The following is a 16,748-nucleotide window of genomic DNA, read 5'->3' as shown; positions in this document are numbered from 1 at the left end:
AGGTTGTTATATATGAAAAACCGTCTTATTTCATCAAGTATTTTTATTATTATTGGCGTATTAATTATCTTATTTCCATTATATATATTGCCAGTTTGCCCTCTTCCAGACGTTGTAAGCATGCCCGTTGATACATTGAATCACGCTAGTAGCGAGGTAGCACATAACGGGCATATACATAGTGGCACAGGAAAAATCATGAAATGTTTTTGGACAGCAAGAGCTGAAATTGGCATTGGTTGTTTAGTGATAGCCATTGGTGCATTGCTACTAATTAGCCGTACTGCTTTTGTGCGAATAGGATTAAGTATGGCACTTGCGTGTATTTCTTTATTAGCGGCAGCTATACCAACAATTCTAATTGGTGTTTGCGGTAATGAAATGATGCGATGCAATATGGGGTCTAAACCGGCGTTAGTTTTATTATCAGGTTTATTATTTATTGCCGCTGTTATTAACATCTATTACTTAAATAAAAGAACAAAAAATTGATAGCGTTTTGTTATCAAACAAAGACCACTCTTATCTTTACCAGATATAGGTATAACATTTAAATCCAACAAGCAGGAAAGTCAATATGCACGAAAAACCGATCACCATGGCAAATTTAGCATGGCGCAATATTCAGCGACGACCGTTTAGAAGTTGCTGTTTGATTGTCATCATTACGCTTTTTTCGGCGACGTTGTTTGGTGGAAGCATACTGATGAAAAATCTCAGTCTTGGTATTTCAGGCATGGCTAACAGGTTAGGTGCTGATATTCTTATTGTGCCTAATGGTTACGAAAAAAATATGGAAGTAGCCCTGTTGCGTGGTGAACCGAGTACTTTTTATTTAAAAGTAGACTTGATTGATAAAATAAAAGGTATTAAAGGTATTGATGCCATTTCACCTCAACTTTTTATTGCATCATTAAATGCAGGTTGTTGTTCGTCTAAAGTCCAATTAATTGGTTTTGAACAGCATACTGATTTTATTATTAAGCCTTGGTTACAATCACAACTTTCAGAGCCACTTACTGATAATCAAGTCGTTGTTGGTTCTAAAATTAGTTCTGATGTGGGCGATGAAATCTTATTTTTTAATCATCCTTTTAAAATTATTGCTAAAATGGATAGCACAGGGATGGGATTTGATACCTCTGTCTTTATGACTATGCCTGCAGCACAATCATTAATGAAAAATGCAAAATTAATTGAAGGAGATGTTGACCATTTTACTGATTATGCCTCATCGATTTTTATTAAGGTCAATTCAGATTATCAACCTAAAGATATTGTTAATCAAATTATGCCCAGATACGCTATTGACTATAGTATTGATTTTATTATGACCAAAGGTATGCTAAGTAATATATCTAAATGGTTAACTAGCTTTTCAACCATTGTATATAGCCTATCAGCTATTTTTTGGATTTTAGCCATTATTGTGATCTTTGTTATCTTTTCTTCAACATTAAATGAACGTAAGCGTGAAATTAGCTTATTACGGGTATTAGGCGCGTCACGGCGTGATTTAGTTAAAATGTTGCTTCGTGAATCTTTAATAATTAGTGAATTAGGCGGAGTTAGTGGCATTGTTATCGCCTCGGTATTACTTTATGCATTTAGTTTATTAATCTGCCAATCTATTGGTTTGCCGTGTGTAAATATCTCACTATTTGATGCATTATTATATGCAATTGTTGTTTTTATTCTTACGCTAATTATAGGACCTTTATCAAGTATCTATAGTGCCTTATCTATGACTAAATTTGATACTTATAGTACCCTTAGAGAGGGCGAATAATGTTACTGAATGTTAAAAACCTACGTAAAGATTACACAAGAGGGCAACAAACCTTTTCAGCTGTGAATAATGTTAGTTTTTCAATGGCAAAAGATGACTTTATATGCATTATGGGTAAATCAGGCAGTGGTAAAACGACTTTGCTAAATATGATTGCTGGTTTACTTACACCAACGCAAGGAAAAATCACTATTAATAATACAAATTTGTTTGATCTTAATGATCAGCAAGTATCTGCCTTTCGCAATCAGCATATTGGTTATATTCCTCAAGGTAGCAGTTTGCTACCTAATTTAACAGCAATTGATAATATTCGCCTGCCTTTTTATTTAACCAAGCGAGAAAACCAAAATCCCTTAAATGAAGCTAAGAGGTTGCTTGAAAAAGCTAAAATAAGTCACTTGCAAGATGCATACCCAGCTAATATGTCGGGCGGTGAAATGCGCCGTATTGCAATATTGAGAGCACTGATTTGTAAACCACAAATGATTATTGCTGATGAACCAACAAGTGATCTTGATGAAGAAAGCGCTGCCGAAATTATGCTATTGCTGTCTGAAATTCATCAACAAGGTACAGCGTTATTAGTTGTCACTCATGATCATGATGTTGCTCGTTATAGCCAAAAAGTTATGAAAATGTCAGCAGGGCGATTTATTGATTAATGGGTTTATTTATTAACTGAATTGTTATATTAAAAGTGGATTACAACCCATATCGATCATAATTTTATTGAGCTTTAATAATGGCAACCCAACTAATGAATTAATATCATCACCTTCAAGTTTATCAAACAGGGTGATGCCCAGTTCATCACATTTAAAACTGCCAGCACATTGTAGTGGCTTCTCTTTGCTAATGTAGGCATCAATTTCTGAATCAGTTAAATGCCGAAAAGTCACCTTGAATGGTTCGCAAATAGTGGTTTGTTGTTGTGTTTTGGTATTAATTACTGTCATACCAGTATAAAAATAGAAAGCTTTACCGCTGCTTTGTCGAAGCTGTTTACGGGCATTATCAATTGTATGTGGTTTGCAAACAATATTACCGTCTAACACACCAACTTGATCAGAGCCAATAATTAAACTATCAGCAAACTGCGTCGCTAATGATTGGGCTTTAAGTTTAGCTAACCGAACCACTAATTGCTTGGCTGATTCTCCAGCTAGCGGCGTTTCGTCACAAATTGGCGGTACACACTCAAAAGGGATAGCTAATTTTTCGAGCACTTTTTTACGGGATACAGATGTTGATGCTAATATGATTCTCATATTAAATTCCTCTTATAGATCCAAGATGAAAGATGCGTATTAAATTCGATATGCCCATAATAATCAAAGGTCTGTTATGCAGTAGGATAATTGAACATGTTTGCCACTATTTTTCTTCACTTGTCTTAATTAATTTTTACTGATGCCTTGCCGTTGGTAACATTCATCCATAAAAAGGCTAGCTAGAATAAGTAATATATACAAAATCCGTTAAACAACTTGTAATGCTAATTCGCTTTTCATCATGTCAAGCTATTATAACCAATCTGGCATAATTTGAAATTGTATAGTATCAGTAATAGGAAGGCATTTTCCTAATGGCTATTGGCGATAAAACAGAATAATTTGTTCAAGTGTTGGTTTTATATTAAACCAATGAATGATCGTGCTCTCCCGCTATTAAACTAACAAAAAATATTTTACTTTTTCAAAAAAATTCTAGAATATTATTGTAATGTATTAAGATAGTTAACCATGAAAAGTAATTAAAGATTAAATTTAAAATTAGCATCATACTAATTCAATATTGCTAGTTGACAAAATAGATAGACGATAAATGCTTTAGTTTCTTAAGGGGATAATTATGTACAAACAGATTTTAGTTCCTATTGATGTATTTGAAGATGAATTAACTAAAAAGGTAATACCACATGTAGAGTGTTTAGCTAAATTGTCTAATGCCCATGTAATATTCTTTCATACATTGCCAGTCGCATCAGTTATTGTGAATGCGTTTTCTTTTGGTTTTGATGAATTTAAAGATAAAGCAACCATTGAAACTGAACAATGGTTAAATAACTTGATGGATTTGATAGATTTACCAAAAGAAAATCTATCCTTTTCGATAGCTTTTGGTAACCCACGGGACGAAATCCTAAATTTAGCGGAAGAAATGCAACCCGATTTAATTATTTTGGGATCTCGTCGCCCAAATATTGCTACGCATCTATTAGGATCAAATGCTTCAGGTGTAGTCCGTGGAGCTAAAACATCGGTATTAGTAGTGCGTTAGCGTCAAAAATAACCGCATATTATAAAATAACAAACGTTTTTAAATGATTTTTAAAGATCAAATTAGCTTTATTTCTGAATTTAAAAATCTGAATGCCTCTTTGGTTATTGGTTTAACTGATTTTTGCTGTATCTAAGTTGTATAAAATTTTGATTCAAGGTTTTTTTATTGCCCAAAATGTAAAAACCCCATATCATTAACAAGATTTAATATTAGGAATTATTGTATGAAAAAATTATTATTTATAACCCTATTAAGCTTTATTTTAGGTGGTTGTAATTCAGTAAAATACAATTATGTTGTAGACAAAAAACAATTTAGTTATCCAGCATTAAATGTTATTACTAAAACTTTTGTTGGCGATGACATCGTAAGGCAAGGTACAGTAGCCGCAAGAGATGTGATCGAATTTCCTCATACTACGGTTATTAGCCGAATTGTCGATTATACTATACAAGCAGGGGAATATCCTAAAGTAGGTGAAGACGAAAATTATATGTTTTTTGGTTTGAAAGAGTTGAATTCAGGTGCTGCTGTGGGTAAATCGATTTTTGCTGATATTCCCGCTGGTATTAGAACAGATAAAAGAAATAACGATTTATGTATTATAACCACTAAAGGTGGATCGCTTTGTAACAGCAATATTATATTTTCTTACCATAAGAAAAAAGCTACCAATCAAAATACCTTCCAACAGGTATTAATTTATAATGGAAAAATAGGAAACAAAATTAATATCGCTTATAAAGAATTTAATGATGATTATGCTCGCCCTGCATTTTCGAATAATGTTGAATATGATTTATCAAATTCAAGAAATATCAGATACAAAGGCGTTGAATTAAAAGTTATAAGAGCAACAAATCAATATATTGAATACAAAGTACTAAGTAACTTTAATTTTAAATAACGAATCAATTCACGCATTTTTAAACCCTCATATGAGGGTTGTTGTTTTGATGAGTAAAATATTTATTTCGTTAAGTATTATTAGGTAAGTTTTTATGTTTACTTAAAGAAAATTACCTAACAATACAAAGTATTGAGCTTAATTAAGCTCCCAGACGTTTGGTAAAAATTACAATGATTGATGCTTAATAATAAAGCAACAATGTATTTGCTTGTTGCGTTTAAAATCCAGCGATAGCGTTTTATTGGTAATTTCTTGATAGACTAGCCCTAGGTTTTGCATACCGATACTATCCATTTTAAAACCACGCTTATTATTCGAAAAGATAATCGTTCCATTAGGGCGTAACAAGCGTTTTAAATCGGACATCAATTTTAGATGATCACGCTGAACATCAAAGGTATCGTTCATGCGTTTTGAATTTGAAAATGTGGGCGGATCGATAAAAATTAAATCGAATTGCTCATCAGCTTGAGATAAATAGAGTAAACAATCCGCCTGAATTAATCGATGTTTTTTACCTGTTAAACCATTTTGTTTTAAATTACGATCTGCCCATTCTAAATAGGTGCGAGACATATCAACCGTGGTGGTTGATTTTGCTCCGCCAAGTCCAGCATAAACCGTTGCACTACCTGTATAGGCAAATAGGTTTAGAAAGTCTTTTCCTGCACTCATTTCACCAATCATTTTTCGTGCTAAGCGATGATCTAAAAACAATCCTGTATCTAAATAATCGGTCACATTAACCCAAAATGTGGTTTTGCGCTGATTAATCGGGTATTCATGGACTAAAAAATAGTCCTGTTTTTGTCCTAGCTTTTGGTACTGCTGTTTACCTTTTTGCTTTTCTCTTGTTTTTAATACTAACTGATCGGCGGTAAGCTCAAGCACTGACATGGTGGCATTAATAATATCAAAAAGCCGTTGGCGAGTTTTTTGTGGATCAATGTTTTTCGGTGCTGCGTATTCTTGCATCACTATTTTATCTTTATAACAATCGATAGCGACATTGTATTCAGGCAAATCTGCATCATAAAGCCGATAGCATTCTAGTTGTTCTTGAGCAGCCCATTTTTCTAACTTTTGTTTATTTTTCCGTAATCGGTTAGCAAAATCAGTAGCCGGCATTGTAGAATTTGTGATTGCTTCTTCAGTGTTACGCTTGGCAATGACATAATTTTTTTGTATACAGTCGAGTGGTCCATTTTTTGCTTTGAATTGTCTTTCTGCTCTCATTTGTAAGCAATCTAACAACTGTGGTGCACCGCTAAATAATGATAATCGCCATCCACCAAAATTTTGTTTGATCTGTCGACCAAGTGCCGTATGCAAAGCAATAAGCGCTGGTTCGCTTTCTAAGCGTTCTCCATAAGGTGGATTACTGATGATCATGCCTACCGTTTCAGTTGGCAATGGATTGGTCAGTTGTGTCACATCTTGCATCGAAAAAGTAATTAAATCTTCCACACCAGCTTGAAGAGCATTTTGTTTGGCCCGTTCAAGTACTGTAGCATTATTATCATAACCGATAAATGGTGTGTTTGTTTTGGATACGTTATGCTTTGCGGTGAAAAGCAATTCATTCCACAATGTCGGATTAAAGCCTTTCCAAGCAAAAAATCCCCACTGTTTACGATGTAAACCGGGTGGGATTTTTGATGCAATCATTGCGGCTTCAATTAGTAATGTACCTGAACCACACATCGGATCGAGCAATGGCTCATTTGTTTTCCAACCAGAACGCATAATAATAGCTGCTGCTAGGCTTTCTTTTAGTGGGGCTCTACCTGTTTGTTCTCGATAACCACGCTCATGTAAACTATTACCACTTAGATCTAAAGATAGTGTGACACGGTTTTTATTTAAATAAGCATGAAGCCGAATATCTGGATCTTGCTTAGCCACATTGGGGCGTATGTTGGTATGACGTAAAAAGTGATCGACAATAGCATCTTTGATCTTTAGCGCACCATATTGACTATTACGGATAAACTCGTTTACGCCAACAAAATTAATCACGAAAGAGTTATCAACAGCAAAAATATCTGACCATTTAATATTAAACACACAAGAGTACAGATCCAAATCGCTATAGATGTTGAACTCGGCAATAGGTAGCAAGATGCGAGATGCTAAACGTGACCACAATAATGATTGATATAGCGTTTTTTCATCGGCATCAAAATAGACACCACCTTGCGCAATTTTACAATTAATTGCCCCAGTTTGTTCTAACTCTTTTTTTAATAACTCTTCAAGCCCGTGAGATGTACTGGCAAATAGCGTTTTCATGCATAATCCACTTAACAATAAAATTGCTGGCATTATACCGGCTAATTGCAATAGTGGGAAATGAAGACAATTTTTTATTGTTGGTATTAAGGTTAAATTTTTGGTTTTTTCATTTTTTTAAGATAAAAATATCTATCGATAATCTTTTTTATATTAAAACATGACCAAGAAAGCCGTTTTTAACACGATTGTTTTGTCCTAATAACATATTTCAAAAAAATCAGCGATGCCTTTACGTCCATCCAATTTGATATCGCGATACTTTATAAGAAAACCCAACAATTTAATGTCTTTGATATTTTAATTACCTATATCATAATTATTGTTCTAAAATAGATTAATTTCGTCTTTGGCTTCATAGCCCAATAGATTGGTAAGTGAACATGTGTTTTCGGTAAACGAGATAAATATATCGGGGCTTTTTCAACTGAAAAGAGACAGTTAAATTAAGTGGCGTGTTGGCATTATTACCGGCGACAAAGGTAAAAAGGATATATTTACGTACAGTTTGCGGCACCTCAAACAATTCACATGTGGAAAAACATTAAATAATCGCGTCGGCGTTGTTGTTTTGTTTCTTGTCCTAATTTTTCATAATTCAAAACTGGTTAAATTGATGCAAATTTCTTTGTCTCTTTTGTCCCCCTCAGAATATAAATAATTCCTTGGTGTAAATGGAAAAATTGATTCAAAAATATCCGTATTATATTTAGTTTAGAAGCGGAATGCTATTAACCTACTGACTAAGTTCAAGGATTTTAATGGATTGAGATAAACCTTCACCATATAGCTATTGCCAAATTTTGGTTTGTAATTAATAGGCAAATTTCCTAACAAGCATTGCCAGCCAGATTCAGAGCAATTAATGGTTTGCAAATCGTTATCAACAATTAATGCAGCGAGTGCTCGATTTTGCCTACCTAATAGGCTACACATCATTAATGTTGGCATTGCCAACTAATACATACAGATCATCAATAGTGGTTAATTTGCTATGTACATAGATTTATTTGGTGACAGTGCGAGTGCGGTAGCCTAACAGCTCAAATTAAGTAAGATAACATATTTGTTATACTCTTTTAACTCTATTTTTTGTATTCTTGGTCCATTTTATCGTAATAGATAGGGTCCAATTTTGCCAATCTTTATGTGGTATTTTATTTTTAATCAGTTGTTAATAAATCTATAAATGTTTGCGAATGCGGCTAAGAAAACTATCATGACAAACTACAATAGTTTGTACGGTTTGATGAATGGTAGCCATAATATATTCTGTATTTAATAATTCTTCGGGATATACAGGTATAGTTATATAGACATGAAAAGGTTCAGGCTTAAAGGAAAAAATTACACTGGCAAATTTATTGCTTAATGTTTGAATAATTTTATTTTCAGGCAAGCTATCAGCTGTATTAGATAACAGTGTTGTTGCTCAAGGTTTCAATGGCATTTCTGTTATTGTTGCCTCTAATAGTTCATTATTTAATGGATTATTATAAGGGTGCTATATTCAAAAATAACAAATTTATTTTCCAGATAAATATCAGATTGCGGCTTCGATGAAAGATGCTTTTAAAAGATAAGCTGTTTATAGATAATTTTTGCATGTTATGGTTATAGCCTGCTTTGCTATCTGAATTATATTTAGTATCAATATTTATATTAAGTTAAGGTAATTAACAGACATGTTGGCTTTTTCAAAAGATCGATTGCTTGGAATGTAATAATTGTAATGTCACTACCTTATAAGAAAGTAAATTGGTTTCCGAGAATAGCGCAAAATAAAGAGAAGGGAAACAAAGTTTTTATCTTTAAACAGCTAATTATTAAAGAACTGCTAGAATAAAGTACAACGATTCATTGAGTCGCGTTTTTTAAGTGTTTAAATTTTTTCTATTCAGTTAAATCCTTGAAGTTCACTGAATAGAAAAATTATGATAGAACCTTTGTTACACCATAGCTAGTGATAGTATCAAAAATACTACACTTAGTTTAAACTTTGTTAGTTAGATTTTATTGGTCGTTTCCAATCAGCAATTTGTCTTTGTTTTACACGACTAACCACCAATTCGTTCTCATTCACATTATTGGTAACCGTTGTTCCTGCTGCAATAGTTGCCCCTTTACCCACTTTTACAGGTGCAATTAATTGCGTATCAGAACCGACAAACACATCATCTTCAATAATAGTTTTAAATTTGTTTGCACCGTCATAATTACAGGTGATGGTGCCTGCACCTATGTTGACGTTACTACCAATTTCGCTATCGCCAAGATAGCTTAAGTGTCCCGCTTTGCTTGCTTGGCCTAGATGTGCTTTTTTTAATTCAACAAAGTTGCCAACATGGGCTTGTTCATCAAGCTGTGAACCAGGTCGTAGACGGGCGAAAGGCCCGATAGTGCACTGTTTAGCGATAGTTGAATCTTCAATAATGCTATACGGACTGATTGTTGAATTGTCATCAATTGAGCAATTTTTTAAGACACAGCCTGCACCAATAAATACGTTATTGCCTAGTTTGACATTTCCTTCAATAATTACATTACAATCAATCGTAACATCTTTACCATGCGATAGTGTGCCTCGTAAGTCAAAGCGATTTGGATCAAGTAGTGTTACACCAGCTAGTAATAAATTCTGAGCTTGCAGTTGTTGATATTGCCTTTCTAACATTGCCAATTGCAGGCGATTATTAACACCTTCAACTTCAAATTGTTGAACTGGGTGTGAGGTTAAGATTTCATAACCATCTTGATGCGCAAAAGCAATAATATCGGTTAAGTAGAATTCTTTTTGTGCATTATTGTTGGTTAAAAGTAATAACCAATTTTTCAATAATTTTCCATTAACTAGCATTATACCGGTGTTAATTTCGTTGATTTTTTGTTGCTCTGATGAAGCATCTTTTTGTTCAATAATAGCAACAACTTTGCCATTTTTGCGTTCAATGCGCCCATAACCAGTTGGATCTTTAAGAATAACGGTTAATAAAGCGATACCTTGTTGAGGTTTATTAGCAATTAAAGTTTGTAGTGTTTGAGCCGATATAAGTGGGGTATCACCATATAAAATTAAGATATCTTCGTCATCTTGAATGTAAGATATGGCTTGTTGTACAGCATGGCCAGTGCCGAGCTGTTCAGCTTGATAAATGAGCTGAACATTTTGATCTTTAAGCGCTTTTTCAAGTTGTATTTTGCCATGCCCATAAACAATATTGATATGATTAGTATTAAGTTGTTGAACTGTATCAATAACATGTTGTAACATCGGTTTAGATCCGATTTTATGTAAAACTTTAGGAATGTTGGAATACATTCGTGTGCCTTTTCCTGCCGCCAAAATAATAGCACTCAGTTTTGGTGGTGAAATTGCCATAATTGGTTCCGAACTGGTTAAATTAACTTAACACTATAATCAAAAATTTTAATAAAATCATCCTTATTTTGTTACTTTTTTGATAAAAAAGTATTATTAGAATTGAACAAGTGTTTTTAAGAAGGAAAAATGATGAGCACTGCAATAAAAGTTTTATTACTCTATACAACTCATGAGAAGCAAACGCTTAAAATTATGAAACGCATAAAGAAACAAATAGAAGACCAATGTGATTGTGATGTGATCGAGCTTTTACCTAATACAAAAATCGATTTATCAAAATATCAATCCGTCTTATTAGGAAGTTCTATTCGCTATGGTTTTTATAGTAATGTGATGAAAAAGTTTATTAATGATAATTCTCAAGAATTAAATCAAATTAAATCAGGTTTTTTGGGAGTAAATATGGTTGCAAGAAAACCTAATAAAAATACTCCTGAAACTAATTTATATACTAAAAAATTTTTAGCTAAGATTGCTTGGAAACCAACTTTAACAGCAGTATTTGCGGGCGCTTTATATTATCCACAATATAACTGGTTCGATCGTAATATGATCCGTTTTATTATGTGGTTAGGCAAAGGGGATACCGATGTGACAAAGCCTGTTATTGAATACACAAATTGGGAAAAGGTAGATGAATTTGCGTATCAATTTTATACACAAATAGCAAATTAATCTAAAAACTTTAACAAAAAAATTCAATATTTTTCTGATTTTTTCAAGTTATAAAGTTCTTTTTAATAAACTTTGTGATATAGATCAACATTTCAACTAAAAAGGTGTACAATACTGCGCCTAAAGAATCTATCTCCTAATTGGGATTTTAATTGTGATTGAAAATTTAAGAAATATAGCCATTATTGCCCATGTTGACCATGGTAAAACTACTCTGGTTGATAAATTGTTAAAACAGTCAGGTACGCTTGATAACCTACGTGGCGATGACAATGAACGTATAATGGATTCGAATGCGCTTGAAAAAGAGCGTGGTATTACCATTTTAGCTAAAAATACCGCAATTGATTGGAATGGTTATCGAATAAATATCGTTGATACACCAGGGCATGCTGATTTTGGCGGTGAAGTTGAGCGTGTTATGTCAATGGTTGATTCGGTATTATTGCTTGTTGATGCAATGGATGGACCAATGCCTCAAACCCGTTTTGTAACGCAAAAAGCATTTGCTTATGGTTTAAAACCGATTGTCGTTATCAATAAAGTAGACCGACCAGGAGCTAGACCTGATTGGGTGGTTGACCAAGTGTTTGATTTGTTCGTTAATTTAGGGGCGACTGATGAACAGTTAGATTTCCCTATCGTTTATGCTTCTGCATTAATGGGTATTGCGGGCTTAGAACATGAAAATATGGCTGAAGATATGACGCCACTATTTGAAGCGATTGTTAAACATGTTGAACCACCAAAAGTTGATTTAGATGGTCCATTCCAAATGCAAATTTCACAACTTGATTATAATAATTATGTTGGTGTTATTGGTATTGGACGAATCAAACGTGGTCGTGTTAAACCAAATCAACAAGTGACTATTGTTGATAGTGAAGGTAACAAACGTACAGGTAAAGTAGGACAAGTGCTAGGTCATTTAGGCCTACAACGTTATGAAGCAGAAGTTGCTGAAGCTGGTGATATTATTGCATTAACAGGTCTTGGTGAGCTCGGTATCTCAGACACGATTTGTGATAATAGTTGCGTTGAAGCTTTACCAGCGCTAACTGTTGATGAACCAACAGTAACTATGTTCTTTAATGTTAATAGCTCACCATTTGCTGGTAAAGAAGGTAAATTTGTGACATCGCGTCAAATTCTTGAGCGTTTGAAAAAAGAACTTGTACATAATGTAGCACTTCGTGTTGAAGAAACACCTGACCCCGATGCCTTTAGAGTATCTGGTCGAGGTGAATTACACTTGTCAGTGTTAATTGAAAATATGCGCCGTGAAGGCTATGAGTTAGGGGTTTCTCGTCCTAAAGTTATCTTTAGAGAAATTGATGGTAAAAAACAAGAACCATTTGAACAAGTTACGCTTGATATTGAAGAGCAGCATCAAGGTTCAGTAATGGAAGCACTAGGTTTGCGTAAAGGTGATCTAACAAACATGTTACCAGATGGTAAAGGCCGTGTGCGTTTAGATTACGTCATTCCAAGCCGTGGACTTATCGGTTTCAGAACTGAATTTATGACGATGACTTCAGGTACTGGTTTACTTTACTCTACTTTTAGCCATTACGATGATGTTCGTCCAGGTGAAATTGGTCAGCGTAATAATGGTGTAATGATTTCAAACGGTACAGGTAAAGCATTGGCTTATGCGCTTTATGGCTTGCAAGACCGTGGTAAATTATTCCTAGGTCATGGTGCTGAAGTTTATGAGGGTCAGATTATTGGTATTCATACTCGTTCAAACGATTTAACTGTTAACTGTTTAACGGGTAAAAAATTGACTAATATGCGTGCATCTGGCACTGACGAAGCAACAACACTTTCACCACCAATTAAAATGTCATTAGAACAAGCGTTAGAGTTTATTGACGATGATGAATTAGTTGAAGTAACACCGTTATCTATCCGTCTTCGTAAACGTCATTTGACGGAAAATGACCGAAAACGTGCATTTAGAAGTGGTAACAAAGACTAATTAATATTTGTTCTATCGTAATATGAAAACCTCGCTATTTAGCGAGGTTTTTTTTGGCTTTTACTCTAGCAATGGCATCGGCGATAGACTGTTTTCGGTCGATCGATGTGCTAGTTTTGTTTGCCATCGGTGTGGTCCGAGGAAACAAAATTGTTGGCGGCACCAATTGGTTGTGGTTTAATCGCTGTTGCTTTTTCTCAGTTAGCGCTAACTCTTCTGATTCACTTAATACAGTGCCTAAAGTGCTTAATGTAATACAGTCTGTTGGACAGGTATTAATACAATTACTACACGAAGTACATAACTGTGGCAAAATAGTGTGTAATACTTGCTTACTGCCCACTATAGCATCGGTTGGGCAAACACGAATACATTTGCCACAGCCAATACAGTTTTCTTCGTCAATAAATGCTTTATATTGTTCTTGGGTTTGCATAATTACTTCTTGCATTAACTTAAACCTACAATATTACCATCTTTGTCAATATCGATTTGTCTATAAGCAGGATTAGTACCTAGCCCAGGCATGGTCATCACATTACCCGCATAAACACGAATAAAACCAGCGCCGGCAGATATCGCTAAATGACTGATATCGACATCAAAATCGGTAGGAACATTTTTTAAGTTTGCATCAGCACTAATTGACATTGGCGTTTTAGCAATACAAAGTGGCAAATGATCCAGTTTTAATTCTTCGATCTCTTTGATGTTTTCCAGTGCAGTGGCTGATAAATTAGCCTTGTTAGCACCATATTTTTTTACCATGGTTTGAATCTTATCAGCGAGAGGCATATTATCAGGATAAGGCAATTTGATTTCACTTGGCATATCACATGCTTTAATAACATGTTTTGCTAATTTTTCAGCGCCTTTACCGCCTTGAGTAAAGACTTCGCTTACTTCACAGGCAAATGCACCTTGTTCAATCGCATATTTTTGTAAAAACGCTAATTCTTCTTCACTGTCGTGTGGAAAGCGATTAATAGCGACAATTACTTGTAAGCCATAACTTTTGGCATTGTTAATATGCCATGCTAAATTAGCTGCACCAATTTCCAGTAATTCAACGTTGGGTTCTGAAATTTCTTTCGGAATAGCTTGCCCCGGTTTAATATTATACTTACCGCTATTGGATTTTAGGCTTCGCACCGTTGCAACCAATACCACACACGAGGCTTTGATGCCGGATTGGCGGTATTTAATATTAAAGAATTTTTCCATGCCCATATCCGAACCAAATCCTGCTTCGGTCACAACATAATCGGCAAGTTGTAACGCAATACGATCAGCAATGACAGATGAATTGCCATGGGCAATATTAGCAAAAGGACCTGCATGAATTAGTACTGGTGTATGCTCAACAGTTTGCATTAGGTTTGGATTAATGGCATTTTTAAGTAATACCGTCATAGCACCTGCAACTTCAAGTTGTTCAGCAGTAATGGCTTCGCCTTTCGTATTATAAGCAAGAATAATACGACCAATACGTGCACGCATGTCGTGTAAATCTGAAGCTAATGCCAAGATTGCCATAAGTTCTGATGCCGCAGTAATTTCAAATCCATCTTGGCGTTCAACACCATTAAAGCCACCACCAACACCAACTATAATTTTACGAAGTGCACGATCATTATGATCAATTGCCCTTTTCCAAACAATGCGATTAACATCAATATTTAAACGAGGCAAACCAGTTTGTGCGGTAAATTCATCGCCTAAACGCTCTTCATGATAAAGGCGTGAATCTAATGCGGTCGATGCCAAATCATGCGCCGCAGTAATTGCATGAATATCACCTGTTAAATGTAAATTTAATGTTTCCATCGGTAATACTTCAGCTTGCCCCCCCCCAGCAGCGCCACCTTTAACCCCAAATACAGGACCTAAACTGGGTTGACGGATACAAGCGATTGCTGACTTACCAATATAATTTAATCCCTCACTTAGCCCGATAGTATTAACTGTTTTACCTTCACCAAGTGGAGTTGGCGTGATAGCAGTAACTAATACCAATTTACCTTCAGGTTTGTTTTGGTTTGTTTTAAGAATGGATAAATCGACTTTTGCAGCATGTTTGCCATAAGGTAGGACAAATTCTTCGGGAATGTTGCATTGTTTAGCTATTTCGGTAATTGGTCGTAAAGACATATTTTTCTCATATAACTGTAATTTGGGCTATCAGTATAAATAATTTGATTTGCCGAATAAAGCGACAATTATATCTTTATTGATTTTCGGCACAACTTTCAATTATCTTGTTATAATAACTAAATACATTCAATTAAAGTATATTTCATTAAAGGGTAATAATTAAATGAATTGGTTTTCTATGTATTCACTTTTCTTAGCTGAAACAGTAACAGTGGTTATAGCTATTCTAGCCGTACTTATTTTTATATTAAGCCAACGCCGTAAGTCCATAACAGCGGCAGGGCGTTTATCAGTTAAAGATATTAGCCAAGAATATGAGCAAGTCAAAGATGATATGTTAATGTCAAGTATGGACGAGCTAGAAGCTAAACTGTTTATGAAAGATCTTAAAAAACAGAAAAAAAATGAGAGAAAGCAAGCGAAATTAGCAGCTAAACAAAAAAAGAAACAAGATAAAAAACAAGAAAAATCTGCCGAACAAACATCGTCAGATAATGTAGTTAAACCAGTAGAAAGTAATACAAACCAACAAGTAAAACCTAAATTATTTGTATTATCTTTCAATGGCAGCATGGATGCACACGAAGTTGAAGAATTACGCCAAGAAATTACTGCTGTATTAGCTGTTATTAAGCCTGAAGATAAAGTTGTCATTAAGCTTGAAAGTCCAGGTGGTGTTGTTCACGGTTATGGTCTTGCTGCATCGCAATTATTACGGTTTAGACAGCGTGATATACCTTTCACTGTAGTGGTTGATAAAGTTGCGGCGAGTGGGGGATATATGATGGCTTGTACCGCTAACAAAATTGTGGCAGCACCATTTGCAATTGTCGGGTCAATTGGTGTGGTTGCGCAGATCCCTAATTTTAACCGCTTACTCAAAAAACATGATGTAGACATTGAATTACAAACGGCAGGCGCTTATAAGCGTACATTGACTATGTTTGGTGAAAATACCGAAGAAGGACGTCAAAAATTCAAACAAGAATTAGAAGAAACTCACCTTTTATTTAAAGACTTTGTTAAAGAGTATCGCCAAAATGTCGATATCGAACAGGTTGCAACAGGCGAACACTGGTTTGCAACACAAGCTAAAAATAAAGGCTTAGTTGACGAAATTAGCACTAGTGACGACTTTATTTTATCTCACTTAGAAACACATAAAATTATCTCAGTCTGTTATCAACGTAGGCAAAGACTATCGGAAAGAATTTCGAAGAACGTGATAAAAAGTGTAGAAAGATTATTTTTTAGACAAGAAAACGGGCTGTAATAGTCC

Annotated in this window: 15 protein-coding genes; 8 read left to right on the top strand and 7 right to left on the bottom strand. The window is 34.7% G+C overall.

The genetic code is table 11. The features are described from left to right. Window positions 1–12 precede the first annotated feature (12 nt). From A9G34_RS02545 to A9G34_RS02535, 3 genes are all read left to right on the top strand, one after another. Window positions 13–492: a DUF4418 family protein gene (locus A9G34_RS02545; protein WP_065568778.1), complete on the top strand. Its 480-nt coding sequence runs from the start codon at window positions 13–15 to the stop codon at window positions 490–492. 85 nt (window positions 493–577) lie between these two features. After that, window positions 578–1,789, top strand: a complete 1,212-nt coding sequence (locus A9G34_RS02540) for an ABC transporter permease (protein WP_065568777.1) — start codon at window positions 578–580, stop codon at window positions 1,787–1,789. Then, window positions 1,789–2,454 carry an ABC transporter ATP-binding protein gene (locus tag A9G34_RS02535; RefSeq protein ID WP_065568776.1) on the top strand — a complete coding sequence of 222 codons (666 nt, stop codon included), beginning with the start codon at window positions 1,789–1,791 and terminating at the stop codon, window positions 2,452–2,454. The genes A9G34_RS02540 and A9G34_RS02535 overlap by 1 nt, the downstream gene beginning before the upstream one ends. Before the next feature lie 24 nt (window positions 2,455–2,478). On the opposite strand, the gene A9G34_RS02530 is transcribed toward A9G34_RS02535, so the two are convergent. Continuing rightward, window positions 2,479–3,060, bottom strand: coding sequence for a Maf family protein (locus A9G34_RS02530; RefSeq protein WP_065568775.1), 582 nt, complete (start codon window positions 3,058–3,060; stop codon window positions 2,479–2,481). 583 nt (window positions 3,061–3,643) lie between these two features. Between A9G34_RS02530 and A9G34_RS02525 the strand changes: the two genes are divergently transcribed. Further along, window positions 3,644–4,072, top strand: coding sequence for a universal stress protein (locus A9G34_RS02525; protein ID WP_065568774.1), 429 nt, complete (start codon window positions 3,644–3,646; stop codon window positions 4,070–4,072). A 226-nt stretch (window positions 4,073–4,298) separates the two neighbouring features. Continuing rightward, window positions 4,299–4,982, top strand: a complete 684-nt coding sequence (locus A9G34_RS02520) for a hypothetical protein (RefSeq protein ID WP_034943524.1) — start codon at window positions 4,299–4,301, stop codon at window positions 4,980–4,982. A gap of 168 nt (window positions 4,983–5,150) precedes the next feature. On the opposite strand, the gene rlmKL is transcribed toward A9G34_RS02520, so the two are convergent. The 4 genes from rlmKL to glmU form a co-directional block, all read right to left on the bottom strand. Next, window positions 5,151–7,277, bottom strand: coding sequence for a bifunctional 23S rRNA (guanine(2069)-N(7))-methyltransferase RlmK/23S rRNA (guanine(2445)-N(2))-methyltransferase RlmL (gene rlmKL, locus A9G34_RS02515; RefSeq protein WP_065568804.1), 2,127 nt, complete (start codon window positions 7,275–7,277; stop codon window positions 5,151–5,153). Window positions 7,278–7,991: 714 nt separating this feature from the next. Further along, the gene (locus tag A9G34_RS10545) at window positions 7,992–8,228 is read right to left on the bottom strand and encodes a hypothetical protein (RefSeq protein ID WP_065573960.1); all 237 of its coding nucleotides are present in this window, start codon (window positions 8,226–8,228) and stop codon (window positions 7,992–7,994) included. Then, window positions 8,206–8,256 carry a hypothetical protein gene (locus A9G34_RS11060; RefSeq protein ID WP_442902642.1) on the bottom strand — a complete coding sequence of 17 codons (51 nt, stop codon included), beginning with the start codon at window positions 8,254–8,256 and terminating at the stop codon, window positions 8,206–8,208. The genes A9G34_RS10545 and A9G34_RS11060 overlap by 23 nt, the downstream gene beginning before the upstream one ends. A 1,023-nt stretch (window positions 8,257–9,279) precedes the next feature. Beyond that, window positions 9,280–10,656: a bifunctional UDP-N-acetylglucosamine diphosphorylase/glucosamine-1-phosphate N-acetyltransferase GlmU gene (gene glmU / locus A9G34_RS02505; RefSeq protein WP_141670315.1), complete on the bottom strand. Its 1,377-nt coding sequence runs from the start codon at window positions 10,654–10,656 to the stop codon at window positions 9,280–9,282. 132 nt (window positions 10,657–10,788) lie between these two features. Between glmU and hemG the strand changes: the two genes are divergently transcribed. After that, entirely contained in the window at window positions 10,789–11,334 is a 546-nt protein-coding gene (gene hemG / locus A9G34_RS02500) for a menaquinone-dependent protoporphyrinogen IX dehydrogenase (RefSeq protein ID WP_065568772.1), read from the top strand. Between the two features lie 154 nt (window positions 11,335–11,488). Beyond that, the gene (gene typA, locus A9G34_RS02495) at window positions 11,489–13,315 is read left to right on the top strand and encodes a ribosome-dependent GTPase TypA (protein ID WP_034943518.1); all 1,827 of its coding nucleotides are present in this window, start codon (window positions 11,489–11,491) and stop codon (window positions 13,313–13,315) included. 34 nt (window positions 13,316–13,349) lie between these two features. On the opposite strand, the gene A9G34_RS02490 is transcribed toward typA, so the two are convergent. Together A9G34_RS02490 and A9G34_RS02485 are read right to left on the bottom strand one after the other, a co-directional pair. After that, window positions 13,350–13,766 (bottom strand): RnfABCDGE type electron transport complex subunit B, encoded by a 417-nt coding sequence (locus A9G34_RS02490; protein ID WP_051634234.1) that lies wholly within the window; start codon window positions 13,764–13,766, stop codon window positions 13,350–13,352. Beyond that, window positions 13,766–15,466 carry a formate--tetrahydrofolate ligase gene (locus A9G34_RS02485; protein ID WP_065568771.1) on the bottom strand — a complete coding sequence of 567 codons (1,701 nt, stop codon included), beginning with the start codon at window positions 15,464–15,466 and terminating at the stop codon, window positions 13,766–13,768. The genes A9G34_RS02490 and A9G34_RS02485 overlap by 1 nt, the downstream gene beginning before the upstream one ends. 166 nt (window positions 15,467–15,632) lie before the next feature. Here A9G34_RS02485 and sohB point away from each other — a divergent pair, with 166 nt between their 5' ends. After that, window positions 15,633–16,742, top strand: a complete 1,110-nt coding sequence (gene sohB, locus A9G34_RS02480) for a protease SohB (protein WP_065568770.1) — start codon at window positions 15,633–15,635, stop codon at window positions 16,740–16,742. The last annotated feature ends 6 nt before the right edge of the window (window positions 16,743–16,748 follow it).

Source organism: Gilliamella sp. Choc4-2, from assembly GCF_001690355.1.
Taxonomy (GTDB): domain Bacteria; phylum Pseudomonadota; class Gammaproteobacteria; order Enterobacterales; family Orbaceae; genus Gilliamella; species Gilliamella apicola_A.
The sequence above is the reverse complement of the archived record's forward strand: the minus strand, read 5'-3'. Positions and strand labels throughout refer to the sequence as shown.